At 46.3% G+C, this 20,440-nt stretch carries 20 protein-coding genes, 1 tRNA gene and 1 pseudogene; 8 read left to right on the top strand and 14 right to left on the bottom strand.

Annotation, left to right across the window (positions count from 1 at the left end; genetic code table 11):
* A partial coding sequence (locus tag H3S83_RS11425; protein WP_210327901.1) for a hypothetical protein occupies positions 1-194 on the top strand: 194 nt, incomplete at its 5' end.
* Between the two features lie 341 nt (positions 195-535).
* Positions 536-2,524 carry a M23 family metallopeptidase gene (locus H3S83_RS00005; protein WP_198238568.1) on the top strand — a complete coding sequence of 663 codons (1,989 nt, stop codon included), beginning with the start codon at positions 536-538 and terminating at the stop codon, positions 2,522-2,524.
* A 410-nt stretch (positions 2,525-2,934) separates the two neighbouring features.
* Here H3S83_RS00005 and H3S83_RS00010 read toward each other — a convergent pair whose 3' ends face one another.
* Positions 2,935-3,492: an RNA polymerase sigma factor gene (locus H3S83_RS00010; protein WP_198225697.1), complete on the bottom strand. Its 558-nt coding sequence runs from the start codon at positions 3,490-3,492 to the stop codon at positions 2,935-2,937.
* A gap of 18 nt (positions 3,493-3,510) precedes the next feature.
* Positions 3,511-3,699 (bottom strand): NepR family anti-sigma factor, encoded by a 189-nt coding sequence (locus H3S83_RS00015; RefSeq protein ID WP_198225696.1) that lies wholly within the window; start codon positions 3,697-3,699, stop codon positions 3,511-3,513.
* A 183-nt stretch (positions 3,700-3,882) separates the two neighbouring features.
* Between H3S83_RS00015 and H3S83_RS00020 the strand changes: the two genes are divergently transcribed.
* The 4 genes from H3S83_RS00020 (at position 3,883) to H3S83_RS00035 (ending at position 7,018) form a co-directional block, all read left to right on the top strand.
* The gene (locus H3S83_RS00020) at positions 3,883-4,677 is read left to right on the top strand and encodes a response regulator (RefSeq protein ID WP_077972887.1); all 795 of its coding nucleotides are present in this window, start codon (positions 3,883-3,885) and stop codon (positions 4,675-4,677) included.
* A gap of 44 nt (positions 4,678-4,721) precedes the next feature.
* Positions 4,722-5,735 (top strand): sensor histidine kinase, encoded by a 1,014-nt coding sequence (locus H3S83_RS00025; RefSeq protein ID WP_198238569.1) that lies wholly within the window; start codon positions 4,722-4,724, stop codon positions 5,733-5,735.
* 218 nt (positions 5,736-5,953) lie between these two features.
* Positions 5,954-6,313, top strand: a complete 360-nt coding sequence (locus tag H3S83_RS00030; protein WP_198238570.1) for a hypothetical protein — start codon at positions 5,954-5,956, stop codon at positions 6,311-6,313.
* Positions 6,314-6,469: 156 nt separating this feature from the next.
* Positions 6,470-7,018 (top strand): hypothetical protein, encoded by a 549-nt coding sequence (locus H3S83_RS00035; RefSeq protein ID WP_198238571.1) that lies wholly within the window; start codon positions 6,470-6,472, stop codon positions 7,016-7,018.
* A gap of 170 nt (positions 7,019-7,188) precedes the next feature.
* On the opposite strand, the pseudogene clpB reads toward H3S83_RS00035, so the two are convergent.
* The 11 genes and pseudogenes from clpB to H3S83_RS00090 all read right to left on the bottom strand — a co-directional run.
* Positions 7,189-9,768 (bottom strand): annotated as a pseudogene (clpB, locus tag H3S83_RS00040) (ATP-dependent chaperone ClpB); the annotation flags it as partial.
* 202 nt (positions 9,769-9,970) lie between these two features.
* Positions 9,971-10,762 carry a glutamate racemase gene (locus H3S83_RS00045; protein WP_198238572.1) on the bottom strand — a complete coding sequence of 264 codons (792 nt, stop codon included), beginning with the start codon at positions 10,760-10,762 and terminating at the stop codon, positions 9,971-9,973.
* Positions 10,759-10,971: a DNA gyrase inhibitor YacG gene (yacG, locus tag H3S83_RS00050; RefSeq protein WP_198238573.1), complete on the bottom strand. Its 213-nt coding sequence runs from the start codon at positions 10,969-10,971 to the stop codon at positions 10,759-10,761. The genes H3S83_RS00045 and yacG overlap by 4 nt, the downstream gene beginning before the upstream one ends.
* A 1-nt stretch (position 10,972) precedes the next feature.
* Positions 10,973-11,632 carry a Maf family nucleotide pyrophosphatase gene (locus tag H3S83_RS00055; protein ID WP_246741691.1) on the bottom strand — a complete coding sequence of 220 codons (660 nt, stop codon included), beginning with the start codon at positions 11,630-11,632 and terminating at the stop codon, positions 10,973-10,975.
* Positions 11,633-11,634: 2 nt separating this feature from the next.
* Positions 11,635-11,853 carry a translation initiation factor IF-1 gene (gene infA, locus H3S83_RS00060; RefSeq protein WP_075869273.1) on the bottom strand — a complete coding sequence of 73 codons (219 nt, stop codon included), beginning with the start codon at positions 11,851-11,853 and terminating at the stop codon, positions 11,635-11,637.
* Positions 11,854-12,032: 179 nt separating this feature from the next.
* Positions 12,033-12,479 (bottom strand): low molecular weight phosphatase family protein, encoded by a 447-nt coding sequence (locus H3S83_RS00065; RefSeq protein WP_198225689.1) that lies wholly within the window; start codon positions 12,477-12,479, stop codon positions 12,033-12,035.
* A gap of 2 nt (positions 12,480-12,481) precedes the next feature.
* Positions 12,482-12,952, bottom strand: coding sequence for a UPF0262 family protein (locus H3S83_RS00070; protein WP_077972906.1), 471 nt, complete (start codon positions 12,950-12,952; stop codon positions 12,482-12,484).
* Between the two features lie 19 nt (positions 12,953-12,971).
* Positions 12,972-14,264, bottom strand: a complete 1,293-nt coding sequence (hisD, locus tag H3S83_RS00075) for a histidinol dehydrogenase (protein WP_198238574.1) — start codon at positions 14,262-14,264, stop codon at positions 12,972-12,974.
* 20 nt (positions 14,265-14,284) lie between these two features.
* Complete coding sequence (locus H3S83_RS00080; protein ID WP_198238575.1) at positions 14,285-14,728, bottom strand: DUF2948 family protein; 444 nt, start codon at positions 14,726-14,728, stop codon at positions 14,285-14,287.
* Between the two features lie 57 nt (positions 14,729-14,785).
* Complete coding sequence (gene murA, locus H3S83_RS00085; protein ID WP_078040107.1) at positions 14,786-16,075, bottom strand: UDP-N-acetylglucosamine 1-carboxyvinyltransferase; 1,290 nt, start codon at positions 16,073-16,075, stop codon at positions 14,786-14,788.
* Between the two features lie 119 nt (positions 16,076-16,194).
* Positions 16,195-16,356, bottom strand: coding sequence for a hypothetical protein (locus tag H3S83_RS00090; RefSeq protein ID WP_188317732.1), 162 nt, complete (start codon positions 16,354-16,356; stop codon positions 16,195-16,197).
* Between the two features lie 170 nt (positions 16,357-16,526).
* Between H3S83_RS00090 and H3S83_RS00095 the strand changes: the two genes are divergently transcribed.
* Together H3S83_RS00095 and H3S83_RS00100 are read left to right on the top strand one after the other, a co-directional pair.
* A tRNA-Thr gene (locus H3S83_RS00095) sits at positions 16,527-16,601 on the top strand.
* Positions 16,602-17,084: 483 nt separating this feature from the next.
* Entirely contained in the window at positions 17,085-18,386 is a 1,302-nt protein-coding gene (locus H3S83_RS00100; protein WP_198238576.1) for a L,D-transpeptidase, read from the top strand.
* Positions 18,387-18,439: 53 nt separating this feature from the next.
* Here the strand turns inward: H3S83_RS00100 and H3S83_RS00105 are convergent, their stop codons facing one another.
* Entirely contained in the window at positions 18,440-20,437 is a 1,998-nt protein-coding gene (locus tag H3S83_RS00105) for a hypothetical protein (protein ID WP_198238577.1), read from the bottom strand.
* Between the last annotated feature and the right edge of the window lie 3 nt (positions 20,438-20,440).

Raw genomic sequence — 20,440 nt, forward strand, 5'->3', positions numbered from 1 at the left:
TAATTCATCCGTTCTTTCCAAGAGCGCAACTCACTGTCGCCAGCGGCGTACCGCCCTCGTTGTGGCGCTCATATAGACCTCACTTTCCCCCAGAGTCAACAGCCAATCCTAAAAAAATTCAATTTTTTTTCCTTTTTTTTGAAAAACCGCCCGAAACCGGCGGTTTTGGCGCAAAAATAATTCTAAGAGGCTGAAATAAGTGCGTCGGACGCTCAAAATTAGGACACAAACAGGCCGCATTTATTTTTTATGTGTTTTTCGCAGAGCTTGATGACAGCCTTTGAGCTGCCGATGCCGGTAAAGAAAATTCCTTCCTGTTTAGGTCACCACCGTTTTTTTATAATGATTATGTTTTTATGATAAACATGGAGATGCATATAATGGTTGAAGCGCATCATCGGCGTACTTTTCTTTTGATGCCCTCTATGGCAGACTCTCGCTCTATGAAAGAATTCGGAACTCATCTCGAAAAATAACAATTCATTCGAAAGGTGGATATTGCCCATTTCGGTCGTGCAAACCATTTGCTAATTTTATGATAGAAGATCGTCGCTTCAATAATGATCCGGGAGAAGAACCTGCGCTTGTCGCTGACGGGCGTCGGCAGCCGGATCGTCGTCAGATTTCTATCCGCTGGCTTGCGGGAACGATTTTGACCGGCGTTACTTCATGTACATTGATGGGAGTGGCTTTATTTGTTGCTCTGGACGGGCGCGAGCAACTGGCAACACCGCCTGAATTGATGACACAGAGTGAACTTCCGACACTTGAGGCAGAAGAATCCGACGAAAGAAAAGTCGATCGAATAGCCCAGATTGTACCGAGAAAAAATTTCGACGACAGGCAGCATTTCGATCTTTCAATCATGCAAAAGCAAGGTGAAAAAGAGGTCATCCGGACTCAACCTTTCGAACTTGTGCGTATGGCTCTTGCCGAAGATCGGCCGAATAATTTGAAATATCCGCCCTTCAACGCATTGACAATTTTTTCTGACCAAACTGTCAAACAAGGCGATAAGCCGGAAAATAACTTACAGATCTACGGTACAAAAGTAGAAACGGAAATTACACTCCATAGCATCGAGTTTGATGTGAACACCGCTACTTTTGATGATTCGGATCAATTGACTGCTGATCAGGCCGAACAGAATATTCGAGCAGCCGGTTTTGTTCTTGGTGATAATATTACGCGCGTTGCCGCACTTCATTATCTTGACCCTGCGCAATTGGGGCATTTCGGTTCGATCAAATTTTCCGAAATGCCGGATGTTAAAATTATTCAGGAGAATGTCAGCATCTCTCCACGCATAGCGCCGAACGACAATTCTGAAGAATATGCCGAAGATATTATTCCATTCAGAAAAACCCAAACCATTATCAATGCTTTGAATGATGCCAATTATGGAGGGGAAGATGCTAATAAGATAGCTGCTGCACTTTCTAAATTCAACGGATCCGATACGCTCCGTGCCGGCAACGTTTTACGTATTGGAATAGAAACCAACTCGTCCGGTAATGACCATCTGGTACGAGCCAGCATTTATCACGGTATGCATCATATCCTTTCAATCTCACTTAATGATCAGAAGCAATTCGTGAGAAGTAACGAACCGGAAATGACACCGTTACTCAAAACCGCTTTCGAGGGCGGGGTGCCGCTTACGCATATTAATGCTTCGAATCTGCCGACAATCTATGATGCAATTTACCGTTCGGTGTTAAGTTACGACATGCCTCTCACCACAGCACGTCAACTCATTCGCGTCATGGCCAACGATGTTGATCTGGAAGATCGCGTTTCACCCAATGATACACTTGAAGTTTTTTACGCCGCTCCGGAAAAAAGTTCGGAAGACACATCCGAACCGGAAATCCGTTTTATCAGCGCCACACTTGGTGGCGTAACGCGAAAATATTATCGTTTCCGCTCCAATGATGGAACAATTGATTATTATGATTCGGAAGGTCGTAGTTCAAAGCAGTTCCTTTTGCGCAAACCCGTGCCCAATGCCATTTTCCGTTCACCGTTCGGCCCAAGAAGGCATCCGGTTCTGGGCTATGTCAGGATGCATACCGGTGTTGATTGGAGCGCACCAAGAGGATCTCCGATTGTTGCGGCAGGAGACGGCGTCGTCACAAAAGCAGGTCCGGTTCGCGGCTATGGGAATCAGACCGAAATTAGACATGCCAACGGTTACGTAACGTCTTATGCACACCAGAACAGTTTTGCTCCTGGCATTAAAGCGGGAGCGAAAGTTCATCAGGGACAAATTATCGGTTATGTCGGCTCTAGCGGCCTAGCAACAGGTCCGCATTGCCACTTTGAAGTTTCCGTGAACAACACGAAAGTCGACCCGATGCGCATTCGCCTTCCGGACGCAAAATCCTTGCATGGAAAAGATCTCGAAGCGTTCAAGCGCGACCGCAACAAACTTGAAGCATTGATCAACGGGCAAGACGACCAAAAACTTGCTGCCACCACTGGTACAGATGAGAAAAATCGGACATCCCGTTCAGATATCTGATGCGATTAATCATTTCGCTGAAAAATTGATTCTATTTAAAAACAGTCTTCATTATCAACATAACAATGTTGCGGTTGACCAAATGGAAAAAGCGCATAGCCTTTTGAGAGCCTGACATAAAAAGGCATGAGGATACGAATAGAAAAAACGAATCTGTTCGGTCTGTTTACAGATTTTCTTATGCGGCGCTGAATCGGGAAGCCCCTGCTTCAGGTCTATCAATGCAATAATGATGGTCGCACAACGACCGGAAGAAACTTGATATTGCGATTTGCAATAATTCGAAACCAACCGTCATAAATTGCTGAGTCATGAAGCTGTTAGATAACATGTTACATAATGCTGAATGACCGGATAAAGAGCTAGCATACTTTGGCGGTTGATAAGTTTGAATACCGCATTTGCAAATTTCAGGAATTGGTAAAAGAACGCATTGTCGACGATGCCGAATCAGCATCCGGACCATAGTCGGATTGTCCGTTGACGCCTAAAAGTTCTTGCAAACGGGTTCTGGCGCGACTGACACGACTTTTAATCGTACCAACAGCACAACTACAAATCTCGGCAGTATCTTCATAAGAAAAACCTGATGCTCCGACCAGAATGATAGCTTCCTTCTGGTCTGCGGGCAGTTGATCGAGCGCTTTTCTGAAATCCTGCAAGTCGAGTGATCCGTATTGGGCAGGATGTACAGCCAGATTTTCGGTGAAAACGCCTTCACTATCCTGCACTTCACGCCCTTTTTTGCGCATCTGGCTAAAAAACTCGTTCCTCAGAATCGTAAACAACCAGGCTTTCATATTTGTGCCGATCTCGAAGCTTTCTTGCTTCGCCCATGCTTTCATGATTGTATCTTGTACAAGATCATCAGCTCTGTCATGTTGCCCGCTCAACGAAACTGCAAAGGCACGCAAAGCCGGCAGGTTTGACAAAAGTTCACGTTTGAAATCTGGGTTATGTGCGTTCATGGGTGTGACTTTCCCATTTCAACTCTGGCTTTCTTGTTCGGCTTTATCGAGCTTTTCAAGAAGATCGAGAAATTTTTCCGGTATTTCTTCTTCCTGAATTGCTGTATAGAATTGCCGTAACTTCACCGCTATTTCACTATTGGATCCAAGCAGATCATCTTCCGGTCCGGAAACCTCGGAACCGTTTTTTTCCTTGCTATCATCCATCTTAAGTCCCTTAAAAATGACGCCATCCGTTAATTAACAATCGTGTAAATAATTACACTTACCTTTAAGAATATAGAACTGACTAAAAAGTTCCAAGGGGCTGGAACTTTTTTATTATTCATGAATTAATATTTCACATAACCTGTCTAGGGTTACACTTTCAGGGGCAGAAGGAGTTCATATATGACTTTATCAACACGCATTGCACCACATTTACCTTATTTGAGACGATTTGCACGTGCTGTTACCGGTTCTCAGACGTCGGGCGATGCTTATGTTGCAGCTATGCTCGAAGCGCTTATTGCCGACACATCAATTTTTCCCGAGTCGACGTCCGACCGTATCAGCGTCTATCGGCTGTTCTGCGAATTGTTCGACCAAACAACGCCGAACGTTGCGGAGCCTTTACCTCAATTCGGTGTGGAACAAAAAGCCAATGCAAAACTTTCCTACCTTACTCCGAGGGCCCGTCAGGCATTTCTTCTCATTGCTGTCGAAGGGTTCAGTGACAAAGAAGTTATGGAAATCATGAATGTTGATCAACAGCAATTCAGAGCATTGCTGAACGAGGCTTCGCGTGATATTTCCGAGCAAGTTGCCACACGTATTCTTATTATCGAGGACGAGCCGTTAATTGCGATGGATATCGAGCAGCTTGTCGAATCGCTCGGTCATCAGGTTGTTGGCATCGCACGGACGCGCGACGAAGCTGTTTCATTGTTCAAAAAAGAAAAACCGGGTATGGTTCTTGCTGATATTCAACTTGCTGATAACAGTTCCGGCATAGATGCTGTGAATGATATTCTTGAAACTGATGAGGTTCCGGTCATTTTCATTACCGCATTCCCCGAACGTTTGTTGACAGGTGAACGGCCTGAACCGACATTTCTTGTAACCAAGCCGTTTAATCCGGATATGGTGAAAGCTTTGATTTCCCAAGCGCTTTTCTTTCAGGAAAATGCATCCAGAAAATCATAAAAGGTTTTCGTGAAAGAAATAAATCAGAAGGTTTTTAATTTCTTATGATATCGGCTCCCCATTCTTCACCTGCTGTTGAAAAATTGCATGTGAGTGCCTTGACGCAGGCTATCCATGGAGCCGATATTTTTGTTCTTTATCAGACCCCCGACATGGTTTATCGCTGGGCAGAAAACTTGCCGGAAATTATCGCCGAAAAGTGGTTTGCCGGATGTCGCGACAGCGATTTTTTATCCGAAAAACTTTCCAAAAATATGATGGATATCAAATTGCAGGTTTTGGAAACCGGCAAAATGCACACGTTGGAAGCCCGATTTGAAAACAGTAACAATCGTATTTTCTGGTTCAAGTTTTCGATTGATTGTCACCGTGACGAGCGGGGAGAAATCGTCGGTTTATTAACGACCGGCGTTAATATAACCGAATTGCGCCGGCGTGAACAGGTCCTGAAAGCTTTACTGAGGGAAGTAAGTCATCGTTCAAAAAATCTTCTTGCCATTATTCAAAGCGTGGCCGGTCAAACCGCCCGTTATACCGATTCCTTGCAAACTTTTTTAAAAAAATTTCAGGGACGCATACAATCATTATCCCATTCACAAGATCTTGTGACTGATTCCGATTGGCGTGGTGCTCATTTTCGTGAGCTGTTTTTAAGCCAGACATCAAATTATCTGGAAAAAGAACACCGGCGTTTTACGATTGATGGTGATGACCCCTATCTTTTTCCTGGTGCGGCATTGCATATCGGTTTGGCATTTCATGAGCTCATCATCAATTCCCTCTCTTATGGAGCGCTTTCCAAACCGGATGGTATGATCCATGTAACGAGCCGAATTGAAAAAGATGAGGGCAAGCCATCACAATTATGCATTTCCTGGTATGAAGTCTTTTCACCCGGACACACACTCGACAATGATCGGAGAGCCTGCTTTGGCAGTGCAGTCCTTGAAAAGATTGTTCCGGTTTCTGTGAACGGCACGGCAAGTCTCGAATTTACCAATGACGGCGTGGTTTATCACCTTACACTTCCCGATACTTATTTCGATTTTTACGTCTGAAAATTTTGAAAGATTTTCTTTGTACAATAAGCGTTCGAGATTTTCATCCGTCAGAAAACATATCCCGATCAGCAATGAAGTAAAAAATAAATTCTCTATTCCACTAAATTTGTGACGTATGTTTTATTTTGGAACAAATAACCACTATGCTCGTTATTGAAGTATAAAAGAAATAAATTCATCCGCTCAATATTAAAATGTTCCTGAAGGGGTCAATCATGAATTCCGTCATCGCTGTAATGTTGCTTGTTTCCTGCACAGATGGTTTTTCTGCATGCAATGCCGCTGACGATATGGTCAAGGATTATCCCACCCACGAAGCCTGCGAGGCAGCCTTGATACCGGCAGTCAATCATATCGGACAGTCCAACGAGATGGTGTTCGGTCAATGTATCAAAGCAGATCCCGACTTCATTAACGGGGATTTGAGCATTTATTGGCGGGTTGACCAGAATGGCGATTTCATTGTCGAACTTACCAATGAAGATAGCGAAGAAGAAGAATTGACTGTACCGTTACAAAAGATTGAAAAGCCGGTTGCCGGCGCAACACAAATCAATACAAAACCCGCAGCATAAAGTTATCTTCTTTGCATTATTCTTGGCCATTAATCTTGGCACTTGTCGGGATTTTCTGATTAAAAGATTATTCACCAAAGCTTAAAATATTTATTTTCCATTGAAACATTGCTGTGAAACTCGTAAATGCGGGGCACTATCAATGGAGAATGTTCGATGCGCGACGATTATCAATCCGGTTATGAAGATATGGATTATCAGGATCCCTATAATCAGCAACCCATGCAGCCACAAGCGCCGCTGGATCCCGCAGTTGAAAAAGTAAGGCGGAAGCTGATGAGGCTGATGATCGTTTCTATTGGAATAACAATCGTTCTCATTCTGATTATTCTGGCCGCCGTTATCTATAAGGTTACATCTTCGCCGTCCGATAAAGTACCGGCAAGCACTACGAAAACCGAAACAAGCCCGATACCCGGTGATAGCGCCGATCTATCAAATCAAGCGGTTAATGCAAAAACACCGGCTCCTGCTGTTCCGGAATTTATCAAACGTTCCATTGCTCTTCCTCAAGGAACACGCATTCTCTCGCAAAGTCTTTCGAACGACATGATTGCGCTTGAAACATTGACGCCGGAAGGCAATACGGAGCTTGTTATTTACGATTATCGGCAAGGACATCTGGTTGCCGGTATTACAGTTGATACCTCACCGGTTGCAAAACAGCCTGTTGAAGAACCGGCTAACGCATCGCCCGCCCAATAAGCTTAAGTAAAAAAATTGAAATAAAAAGGCCGCTTGAAAGCGGCCTTTTTGATAAGCTTGAAATATTATTTTTTAGGTTTATTCGGCTTTGTGTCCGACTTTTTTTCGTCAGCCTTTTCCCCGGCAGTTTCGGTACCCTTTTCCTCGACTTTCGATTCATCGACAGGATGAGTAGGCGTCGGTGTAAAGATCAGGCGATCGGAACCGCGTGAAATATTGACAGTCGAACCATCAAGAATATCACCGATGAGCAGCCTTTCAGCGAGAGGATCCTGAACTTCTCTCTGGATAACCCGTTTAAGAGGCCGTGCACCATAAGCAGGGTCATACCCCTTGTCGGCAAGAAATTCGCGAGCACTATCATCAATAACAAGTTTGATCTTCCGGTCTGACAACAATGATTGCAAACGTTGCAACTGGATGTCGACAATGGCGCCCATTTCTTTCCGGTGCAACCTGTGGAACAGGATGATTTCGTCAACACGGTTGAGAAATTCCGGTCTGAATGCCGCTTTAACCACCGCCATAACGTCGTCACGAGCTTTTTCAGCTTCGTCATTATCGTCAAGTGCTGTCAAATATTCGGCACCGAGATTCGATGTCATAATGATAAGCGTATTGCGGAAGTCGACAGTGCGCCCCTGACCATCGGTCAAACGACCGTCATCAAGAACCTGCAAGAGAACATTGAAAACATCCGGATGGGCTTTTTCAATTTCATCAAACAAGATGACCTGATATGGCCGACGACGAACCGCTTCTGTCAAAGCACCGCCTTCTTCATAACCGACATATCCCGGAGGAGCGCCGATCAAACGGGCAACCGAATGCTTTTCCATATATTCCGACATGTCGATACGAACCATTGCGGTCTCGTCCTGAAACAGGAACTTTGCCAGAGCCTTGGTGAGCTCGGTTTTACCAACACCTGTTGGCCCTAGGAAAATGAACGAACCGATCGGCCTGTTCGGGTCTTGTAAGCCCGCACGTGCACGACGTACCGCGCGGGAAACAGCCTGAATTGCTTCGCCTTGTCCGACAACGCGTTTGGCAAGCTCGTCTTCCATTCTCAGAAGTTTCTCGCGTTCGCCTTCCAGCATGCTATCAACTGGAATACCGGTCCAGCGCGATACCACTTGCGCAATGTGATCAGGTGTGACGGTTTCTTCCAGAATCGAACCGTGGTTTTCCTGACTTTCAGCCTCTTCCAATTGTTTAGCCAATTGCGGAATGATGCTGTAGGAAAGTTCACCAGCTTTCTGATATTCACCGTTACGCTGGGCAATAGCCAAATTGTTGCGTGCTGCTTCCAATTGTTTCTTCAACTCGGCAGCATGACCCAATTTCTGTTTTTCAGATTGCCATTTTGCAGTGATTTCATGTGATTGTTCTTCAAGCTCGACCAATTCGTCTTCGAGTTTTTCCAAACGATCTTTCGAAGCAGGATCGGTTTCGGCTTTCAAAGCTTCCCGCTCAATCTTCAACTGCATGACACGGCGGTCAATTTCGTCAAGTTCTTCCGGCTTCGAATCAACCTGCATACGCAACCGTGAAGCTGCTTCATCAATAAGGTCAATTGCTTTATCGGGCAAAAACCGGTCAGTAATATAACGATTCGACAAAGTTGCAGCAGCAACGAGAGCGGAATCGGAAATCCGGACTTTATGGTGTTGCTCGTATTTTTCTTTAATACCACGCAGAATCGAAATGGTGTCTTCAACTGTCGGTTCATCAACAAAGACCGGTTGGAAACGACGGGCAAGGGCCGCGTCCTTTTCAACATATTTGCGATATTCTTCGAGAGTCGTTGCACCAACACAGTGAAGTTCACCACGGGCAAGAGCCGGTTTCAACAAATTGGACGCATCCATTGCGCCATCCGATTTACCGGCACCGACCAATGTATGCATTTCATCAATAAACAGGATGATTTCGCCATTTGCTGCCTGAACTTCGGTCAAAACAGCTTTCAGGCGCTCTTCAAACTCGCCACGATATTTTGCACCGGCAATCAATGCCCCCATATCAAGGGCAAGAAGCGATTTGTCCCGTAATGTTTCGGGAACATCGCCGTTCACAATACGCAAAGCCAGCCCTTCAACAATAGCCGTTTTACCAACGCCCGGTTCACCGATCAGCACCGGATTATTTTTGGTGCGCCGCGACAATACCTGAATTGTCCGGCGGATTTCTTCATCACGGCCGATAACAGGATCAAGTTTCCCCTCGCGCGCATCTTTCGTCAAATCACGCGCATATTTCTTCAATGCGTCATACTGTGCTTCGGCATTGGCCGAATCAGCTGTGCGTCCTTTTCTCATTTCATTGATCGCCTTGTTTAACGCTGTTGGCGTAACCCCGCTTTTGGAAAGTATTTCTGCTGTTTTGGCTTTCGGTTCCATCAACAGAGCTTGCAAAAGGCGCTCGACAGTCACAAAGCTGTCTCCTGCTTTTTCGGCCAATTCTTCTGCTTTGGTAAAAACCTTGGCCATAGCTTCCGACATATAAAGCTGGCCATTGCCACCACTTACTTTTGGCAATGCCGAAAGTGCCGTTGCCAACGCCTCTTTTGCCGCTTTTACGTTGCCGCCAGCCTTCTCGATCAATGAAGAGCAAAGGCCCTCATTGTCATCCAATAGCACTTTTAACAAATGCTCGGGAACGAACTGCTGATTGTCCGATGACAAGGCAAAGTTTTGTGCAGACTGTAAGAACCCCTGCACGCGCTCGGTATATTTTTCTAAATTCATTCTCGTCTCCTTTTCCCATAATCCATAAATGGCATTATGGGCTTGAAGTGACAGGCTCCCGTTAAGGCAAGCCGTACTCGTTACCTGATATGGTATTGACGATGAAATTCCACAAGATCAAAAATAATCAAGGCATTAAACAAAATCCATTGTTTAAAAAAACAATGAAGTTAAGCCTTGGAAATCAACAAAGACCGGATTTCTATTCGTCTGCAATCACGTCGAGTGGAATTGTAATATCGAGTTTACGCAGCATTTTTTTGAAGTCTTGTAACCTGTATTCGGCACTTTCGGTTACCAGACCTTGAATAAGGCCGCTTCCTGAATAATTTTTTTCAAGTTTTCCGATAATGCTTTCGGCGGGATCAAGAAAACAGCATTGTGGCGCTGCTTTTTCAAAGAAGTTTTTAAGCCAAGGCAGATGGGTACTTGAAAGCGTACATGTGTCAACCGAAGGATGTTCTGTAAGCAAATCTTCCATGAAACGGTTGACTTCGGCTTGCGTTTTTTCCGGATCAAACAAGAAAGTCCCGCTTTCGACCAGTTCAACCATCGGCGAGGCATTGACGAGAGCGACATTTTCCGGCTTTTTGCTGTGATTTTTGACAAATGCCTTCCCCATCTCGCTTTTCACCATCGAGGCTACCCCCATAATTGCCACGTGACCACTCCGACTTTTTCTTTCCGCTTCTTCAAGCGGCGGAAATACGCCATAAAGCGGCGCGGGCGAACTGTCTTTGACGCGGTCAAACACCATAATAGACGGCGCGTTGGAAGCGATAATGATGGCCGAGGGGTCGTAACGCATCAACCGTTTGAAGGTCAGCTTCATAATATCGGCAAGCTCGTCAGCCGTCTTTTTTCCATATGGGAAATGAGCCCGATCGGCAAAATAGATAATGTCGCGTTGCGGTTGTTTCCTATGTAACAGATCAACAATGGCATAAGAGCCGATACCGGCATCAAAAATGGCAACGGGCTTTACGAGTTTCATTCTTCTTCATCCGCATTGTTAAAGGGTTTACCTGGCAAAATATATGAACCTTTTAGCCAACGATTGAGATCAATTGCACGACAACGGTCAGAACAAAATGGATAAGCTTCGCGAGTTGAAGGTTTGCCACATTCCGGACATGGCCTGGGTGAACGCAGCGGATAAACTTTAGCGGTTGATCGGGATTGGTCTTTAACTGATGCTGCCATTTCAGACCTCATCTTTCTGCCAATGTTCAAATACGGGGTAATTCTGTGTTGTTAACAATTCGACAGTTTCAGCGAGTGGCAAGCCTACAATCCCGCTATAGGAACCGCTAATTTGCAAGGCAAAACAACCGGCCCGCCCCTGAATGGCGTAACCTCCGGCTTTTCCCTGCCATTCGCCCGACAAGAGATAGGCTTCGATAACCTCGCGCCCCAATCGTTCAAAACGTACACGGCTTTCAACAAGCTTATGGTGACTCTTTCCCTTGGCGTTAATGAGACAGACACCGGTATAAACTTTATGCGTCCGGCCAGACAAAAGTCGCAAACATTCACGTGCTTCATCTTCATCGACGGGTTTCGGTAGAATTCTGCGCCCGACGGCAACAACCGTATCGGCAGCAAGAACAAGCGCATGCTCGAATTCCGGCATAACACAAACGAGTTCTGCACCTCTTTGGGCTTTTTCCTTTGCCAAACGTCTTGCGAGAAAACGCGGATGTTCGAGACGCCTTGGCGTTTCGTCAATATCGGCAGGATGCAAATGATCGGGATAAACACCAATCTGCCGGAGCAATGCCAAGCGTCTTGGCGAAGCTGAAGCAAGAACAAGCTTGGTTTTCACCTGCGGGTCTTCTTCCGGCATAACAGAATTTGTCGTCATAATTATTTATAACGGTAGGTGATCCTACCCTTGGTCAGGTCATAAGGTGTCATTTCCACCATAACCTTGTCTCCAGCGAGAACTCTGATGCGGTTCTTGCGCATACGCCCTGCTGTATGAGCGATAATTTCGTGATCATTGTCGAGCTTTACGCGAAACATCGCATTGGGTAAAAGCTCCGTAATCACGCCGGAAAATTCCAATACTTCTTCTTTGGCCATAAATTACCTGTTTCTAGACTGTTTATTTTGATCAAAATTTGACAAACGGCAGGTGCCGCCCGTCCAGTTGGGGGGAACCTACCCTATTCTCGGCCATTTGTGAACATCTGAATCAAAAGAGCGCAATAGTTTATGCGGTTTTTAAGCGAAACTTTATGCTGTTTTTAAGCGAATGGGCATCATTTATTGGCAAAGCGCGCCATTATCCGCTTTTTCAAGTTTTCCCTGATATCCCGATAGGCATCAAGAATTTGTTCGCGCGAACCCGTTGCAAGTGCCGGATCGGGCGTTGGCCAATATTCGACATCGACCGAAAACCCGCGCATCTGTTCGAGCACTGCATGATGAGCTTGCGGCGTAAGGGTGATGGCAAGATCGAAATAGCCATCCGACAATTCTTCCAGCCCGCGCGGATTGTGCCCTTCCATGGAAAGCCCGTCTTCGGCAATAACCGCCGCCGCAAAGGGGTCACGATTGCCTTTGACGACACCGGCGGATGCAACATAAATATCCGGAAACATTTTGCGTGTCAGTGCCTCGGCTATTGGCGAGCGTATAGAATTTTGCCCGCAAACAAAAAGCACTGATGAAGGGCGTCTTGATGTTGATTTATGATTTTCAGCCATCGTCACCCTTTCCAGTATAGAACACAAAGAAGAGTGAAAAGCCGCCGCGCCGTTTTGAAATCCATGTCTATTTTTCCGCGTAAGCGATCTTGCAGAGTGGTCGAACCTTCATTGTGCAGACCGCGACGCCCCATATCGATGGCCTCGATTTTTGTAGGCGTTGCAGACCGGATAGCCTCGTAATAACTGTCACAAATCAGATAATAATCTTTAACAATGCGCCGAAACGGCCCAAGCGAAAGTATATGGGTGGTTACCCATTCGCCATTTTCACGGGAAATATCGAAGACCAGACGCCTGTCAACAAGCGACAATTTCAGTTTATAGGGACCGGTTCCGGTGTCTCCCACGGGCATAAAACTATTTTCCTCTATGAGATCGAAAATAGCAACTGCACGCTCATGCTCGACCTCGGGCGTCGAGCGCCCGATGGTTTCATCAAGTTCGACATCAATGAGCCGCGCCTTCTCCACACTCCCCCTCCCTTTTAAACTAGAGATTCAATCTTATGGCAACAGACCTTCCATGGGCTTCCAGTCCTTCTGCATTGGCAAGTTCTATCGCCGATGGTCCAAGCTTGCGCAATTCGTCTGCACCAAGTTTTAAAATCGAGCTGCGTTTCATATAATCAAGTACCGAAAGACCGGATGAAAATCTTGCCGAACGGGCAGTTGGCAAAACGTGGTTGGAACCACCAACATAATCACCAATCACTTCCGGTGTATAACGCCCGACAAATATGGCTCCGGCATTGCGTATCAAGGGTAAAAAGCGTTCAGGGTCTTCCACCGCCAGTTCGAGGTGTTCCGGCGCAACACGATTGGCAAGTGGAAAGGCTTGTTCGAGATCATTGACAAGAATGACCGCGCCAAAGTCCTGCCAGCTCGAAGAAGCGGTTTTACCGCGTTTCAATGTTGTCAATTGTGTTTGAACCGCCTTCATAACGTCGTTTGCAAAAGCTTCGTTATCTGTCATGAGAATGGATTGGGCGGCTGTATCATGTTCGGCTTGAGCGAGAAGATCGGCAGCAATCCAGTCGGCATCGTTAAGCTTATCGGCAATGACCAGAACTTCCGACGGTCCGGCAATCATATCAATGCCGACTTTGCCGAAAACCTGTCTTTTGGCAGCCGCAACAAAAGCATTACCGGGGCCGACAATTTTTGCCACCGGCTTTATGGTTTTTGTACCATAGGCAAGGGCTGCCACCGCTTGCGCCCCGCCAACGCGATAGATCTCGCTGACACCGCCAAGTTTGGCTGCCGCAAGAACCAGCGGATTGAGATGTCCATCCGGTGTCGGAACAACCATAACAATACGCTCGACGCCCGCAACTTTGGCTGGAACAGCATTCATCAGCACCGAGCTCGGGTAACTTGCCGTACCACCCGGTACATAAAGCCCGACTGATTGAACAGCCGTCCAGCGCCAACCGAGTTCGACACCCAGCGGATCGACAAAGCGTTCATCCTTTGGCAGTTGTTTCTGGTGGTAGACAACAATACGATCATGGGCAAGCTTCAAAGCATCAAGCGTTTTTGGCGAAACGTGCTTCATCGCTTCATCAATTTCACTCTCGCTAATTTTCAAACCTTTTTCTTTAAGGTCCACACGATCGAATTTTGCCGATAAGTCGATCAAAGCCTGATCACCCTCATCGCGAACCGTTTTGATAATGTCGCGCACAGTGTCATCAACACTCTGGGAAACTTCACGCTTTGAATCGAGAAATTTACGAAACTCGTTTTCAAAATTTGCCGATGATTGACGAAGAATTTGAACCATTCTTTTTCCTGTCGAAAAAATTATCTGTGATGCGGGTTGGCCTTGGCCTGCCAGACAGGACCAAGGTCGGTCAATTGCGCTTCAATACATTCCACTTCAAGGCGGATTGCTGCTTCACCGGAAAAAATCAGCGTCACAATACCGGCGGGAGGAACTGTCGGCTGGAATTGCATTGTCAAAAGAGACAAGACATTGTCTTTTTTTTCACGATCGAAACCACGTGTTTTGACACTTAGAACCCGATCGAAGCGGAGAGCCGTACGATGCCGTTCACCGGTTTTTGCACGCGAAAACAATCCCCCCTTCATCTGTTCTTCCCAGGCAAAACGGTTAAGTGCCGCTATAAAACGCTTCTCGGTACTGCGCCAGTCGAGATCGGCAACTTTAACGACAGCATCTTGTAAATGCGCCGACAAGATCTCCAGATCCTCGTCATCCATGGCCATCAATTTCAAAAGCGGCATCTTACCACTCCATTCTCTTTCAATAATATCCTGTTTGCGACAGGAAAGATATTGTCATTATCCGCTTATACGTTCAATCTGTGCACCACAATTTGAAAGCTTCTCTTCAAGCCGCTCGAAACCGCGGTCGAGGTGATAAACACGATTGACGGTTGTTTCTCCTTCTGCCGCAAGCCCCGCTATAACGAGAGAAACCGAGGCACGCAAATCGGTTGCCATAACCTGTGCGCCCAATAGCCGCTCGACACCTTCAACTGTAGCCGTTTGGCCAACTAGCGAAATATGGGCACCAAGGCGGGCAAGTTCCTGAACATGCATGAAACGGTTTTCAAAAATTGTTTCGGTGATGTGCGAAACACCTTTTGCCCTTGTCATCAGCCCCATAAATTGCGCCTGCAAATCTGTCGGAAAACCCGGAAATGGTTGTGTTTCAATATCGGTCGGAACAATATCGAGACCGTTTCTTGCAACCCGGATACCCTCTTCACTTTCTTTTATTTCCAATCCGGTTTTGGAAAGTGTATCGAGAACAGAACGCAAGTAATCGGGACGTGCGTCTTTCAGCAGGACATCACCCCCTGTCATGGCAACCGCCATGGCATAGGTGCCTGCTTCAATACGATCGGAAATAACCTTGACGCGTGCGCCCGAAAGCCCCTCGACGCCCTCAATATAAATTGTGGGTGTACCGGCACCCTTTATTTTTGCCCCCATGGCATTGAGACATTCGGCAAGATTGACAACTTCCGGCTCGCAAGCAGCATTGTGTAAAACAGTATCACCTCTTGCCAGACATGCTGCCATTAACATGGTGTGCGTACCACCGACCGTCACTTTCGGAAAAGTAAATTCGGCGCCTCTCAGCCCTTTTGGAGCTTTGGCATGGACATAACCATTTTCGATATTGATTTCTGTGCCCAATGCCTCAAGCCCTTGAAGAATAAAATCAACAGGACGGGTGCCGATTGCGCAGCCACCGGGAAGTGAAACGCAAGCTTCTCCCATGCGGGCAACCAAAGGCGCGATAACCCAGAAACTCGCCCGCATTTTTGACACAAGCTCATAGGGTGCACGTGTTGTAACAATTTGGCGGGCTGTAAAATGCACCGTTCGGGAATAGGCGCCATCCTGATGCTGACGACGGCCATTCACCGAATAGTCGACACCGTGATTGCCGAGAATCCTGATAAGTTGTTCGACATCGGCCAAGTGGGGTACATTATCAAGTGTTAATGTATCATCGGTAAGCAAAGAGGCAATCATCAACGGTAATGCTGCATTTTTTGCACCTGAAATAGGAATAACCCCGTTCAAACGATTCCCGCCAATAATTTTTATACGATCCATCCGTTAAGACCTTTCTTTGTTTTGCGATTGGTAGCAATCGTCCGGTTTATCCATTCGCCCTGTAAGGACAAAAGGTGGCACAAACAGGACTTAAAATTAAAAAATTAAAAAAAACCGGATTATTTTGCCGGTACACCTTGCGGATGTTCTGCCTCGTCGTGGCCTGTCTTTTCGCGCATTTCTTCGCGCTCACGCGCTTGTTGTTTGCGCCGGACAAGATTGGCGCGCAATTGTTGCGCCAAACGTTTTTGGCGACGTTCCTCAGCGATTGAATCTGCCATCCTTCAAACCTGTTGAATATTTAAAAAAAAACGGTTCCGGTCATAACACCATGTTAAAAAAATTGCCAGCCAAAGAATATTGCCTTGATTTTTCTTATGAGAAACGTGAATGTCCGCTTGCCTATTTCTTTACAATGTGGCAGAACGCCGCCCGAAAACTATTTTTCTTAGCTGCGGTAGCTCAGTGGTAGAGCACTCCCTTGGTAAGGGAGAGGTCGAGAGTTCAATCCTCTCTCGCAGCACCAGAATCCATTTCCACTTGCAATCCGTGATATTCACTGCCAAAACCAGCCCAATAAACGGTAGGCCGATTGCATCAGTACTTTCAAAAATCAATACGGCAACCGGAACTTACGCGAAAACCGGCTCGTTCTGTTGTTCTCTATTCTCGTTCTGTTGTTCCCCATTCATTGCCAATAATCGCCACAATTAATGATCATAAAAGACAATAAAGATGAAGAAGACAAGCAATGGAACCTCGAAGCGGGGTCACTCTCCAATTCTGACGAATTGCAAGACATTTGTGATTTTATAAGTTTTTGATCACCGGACTTTTTTGATCACCTGATTATCGCCCAAAAGCTTGGTCTTGTCAGAAACGGCTTTTGTTAAAATAATTTAACGGAAGAGAGAATGGAACATGCCTTTTTCCTGCCGTCAAATTGGTCTAGAGATGGCACTTTCTCTATTCAACCGAATTTTGCCAATATAAGTTCGTACGGTTCGTAATGTTTCATATTTCTTCAGTTTCCAATTTGACAATTGCCCTTGTCATGGCATCGCTCCCTTCTGTTTATGCAAACGGAACGAGCACAACACAAAGTGACGAACCAATCGAACTGGCACAACTTTATGACCCCTCCGATTTGCCGCGTCATCGCCAGCAATTGCGCGTTTATCGCGATCAATATGGTCGGCGCATCTATGTCGATGAAAATGGACAGGTTGTTCGTGTGGAAGAGCCGGAAAACTATCCCCAAGGTGTGACGCCGCCACCCTATGGAACGAACAATCAGGGGCCGATAGAAGGTGGCGTGCCTTATGATCAGGATGTACCTGAAGCACCCGATGCCAAGCCTTATCGTGGTGGTGGCGAGGCTAATCAACCTTCTTATAGAAAAACCACTCCCCGTTATCAGGCTGGCGAAATGCCGAGCGAACATACCCCCGCGATCAATGTTCCGAAAGGTCGTGAAACAGTTGCTGCTGTTCAGATTTTGATGGACCGACTGGGCTCCTCACCAGGAGCAATAGATGGTTTGGCCGGTAGCAATTTCGATAAGGCTGCCGCTGCCGCAAGTGAAATCAGTGGCCGTTTTATTGATCCCAATGACAAACAACGTCTGGATTCGGCTCTACAATCAACCGGCGGTCCTGCCTTTACGCAATATACTATTACCGAAAGCGATTTGAACCGCCAATATGTCTCTTCTATTCCTGCCGATTATGCTATGAAAGCACAGATGCCTGCCATGGCCTATACATCGGTTAGAGAAATGTTGGCAGAGCGTTTTCATATTGATGAGACATTCTTGCAGGAACTCAATCCGCAAGCCCATTTCTCCCGTGCCGGCGAAACAATCAAGGTTCCCAATCTGGTTTTGCCCAAACGCGAAAGTATCGACCGGATTGTTGCCGACAAGGCCCGCAAACAGGTGCGCGGCTATAATGCGGAAGGCAGGCTTGTTGTTGCTTATCCGGCAACAATCGGCTCGTCTGACAACCCCTCGCCATCGGGCACGGTACAAGTCGAGCGCATCGCATTTAATCCGAACTATACTTATAACCCGAAGGTCAATTTCAAACAGGGAAGCAATAATGAAATATTGACTATTCCCCCCGGCCCCAACGGACCTGTCGGAACGGTCTGGATAGCTCTTTCAAAACCGACCTATGGTATTCACGGCACACCCGATCCTTCACGAATCGGAAAAACGTCAAGCCATGGTTGTATCCGTCTGACAAATTGGGATGCCGAAGAATTGGCAAAATTGGTAAAGCCCGGTGTGGTTGTCCACTTTACCGATTAATGTTTTGATCATTGATCAGTTGATCGGAAATTTGAAAAAAATAAAGAGCGGTTTTATATCCGGTTAAACGGCCAGAAATTGAAAAACCGCTTTTTTGCCAAAGCATGAATTCCTGATTGAATATCTGCCAAAGCATCATCGCATCGTTTAAGTGCTTTTTTATCATCATCGGCAAGCGCCACGACACGGAGTTCGTTGACCAGTCCGGCTGCTTTTTCCAGTAATGGTTTTGCCGCCTTTTTTGGCACTTTTTGTGCCCAGTCTTTGAGCATCAACGCATAGCTGCGCTTGATATTCGAGAGCTTGTTCGGCTTGTTTTTCAACACTGGCGAGAGGAGCAGCTTTTCATAAATTGCTCGTGATTTGGCAAAAGCTTCAACCACATTGCCGAATGACCCCAAACGCCACAAAACAAGTGCGTGATGGGAATGGGCTTCCAATTGTTCATCCACATTATCGAAAGGTTCATTCCCTATGCTGATAAATGCTGTTTCAATGGCGCTATTGGCCGCTTTGAGCAAATCGACAGGAGTTGTCGAATCTTTGCGCCTTGCCATGGAATAGAGAACATGAGCCAAATTGCTATAAAGCCGAAAAAGCTCGTTTTTATCCCTATCGGGATCAAGCTTGGCAATTGCCAAGCGGAAGTCCAGTTCGGACTGTTTGAGCCATATCAAACCTTGATGACCTTTTTCGTCTTCACCAAGACGGGCACGGGCAAGAGCACGCCATTGCAAAATCCGGTTAAAGAGTTTGGCGTTTTGCTGGCCTTTTATCGTTTCCAGAACTTCATTATAAAGTTTTACAGCTTCCCGTAACAGTTCACCGCGCCTTTCCGGTACTTCTATATTGGACGCCGCCTGAAGGGCCGCGCCCAATTCGATAAAATAGGAAAGCCAATCAAGTGGGCGAGCCAATTTTATTTCTTTGCCAATAGCGTTACGCAAGGCAGCAATTGCTTCATATCTTTTTTCTAGTTCCCGAGAGGGAACGGATGCAAAATTGGCAAGCTGGGTCAGATCTTTTCCCAAATTGCCATAGGTCATTGCCAGTCCCAGCGTTTCACTCTTATCTTTGAGAAGATCAATATTGGAACGATAAAGTGCGACCGATTTTTCGAGAAGTTCAATAGCACTGTCCCGATCTTTCTGCTGGGCGAAAAGCGCAAGAGCCAATGCCGTCTCGTTTTGAAGACGACTCAATGCGTGTACACTCCCGTCGTCTTTAAATGTCGCACTGGAATTTTCGAAAGCTTTCAATGCTTTTTCCATAAGCCCGAGATTGGCTGGCGTGTCCATTGTTGCCCTTTGCATCAAGGCACGACCCATCTCGAAATAAACATAGGAAATATCTTGCGGTTGGTCATCCTCATCAAAGTAGTTCAGCGCCGTTTCAAAACGTTCAATAGCAAGGTCGAGATCATCCCTTGCTTTTTCGACCGGTTCGATTCGTGCCAATTGGGCCGCAACCAGCGCACTTGCCGAAACGGCAAGCGACCAGTAATGGAAATTTTCTTTTGCGCGTAAAATAGCAATGGCTTCATCAAATGCATCCAATGCCAATTTCAGTCTTTCTTCACGCGGTCTTGAAAAATCAATATCCGAAAGTGCGCGATAGACATGGCCTTTCTCCGTTAAGATAAGCGCCCGATCAAACGCACCCTTCTTTTTTGGCAGCGCTCTACAGACTTCATCAAGTAAAGAAAGTCCGCGTTTAAGCCGTAAAATAGCAATTTCCCCCTCTTCGCGCAGCGCATAATTGCGTAAACACCGCACATAAGAAACAATAATCCCGCCCCAACGACTAAAATTACGTTTGCGGGTGAAAACCTGTAAAGCTTTTTCGAAGCCCGATGCTGCCTCGTTATAGTGGGAAAGCGCATCATCATCACTGTCTTCGGCATCTGCAAGTGCCAACAAGGCTTCGGAAAGTTCTATATGCGCTTCTGCCCATGCGGTATTGTTATCGGCACGCTTTTTAAGAGACAATGCCAAATCTGCATCCTCAACCTTCTGGCGAAGTGTTTTTTTGCTGTCACTATCCAAGGCCAAGTG

The sequence above is a fragment of the Bartonella sp. W8122 genome, from assembly GCF_016102485.1.
GTDB lineage: Bacteria > Pseudomonadota > Alphaproteobacteria > Rhizobiales > Rhizobiaceae > Bartonella > Bartonella apihabitans.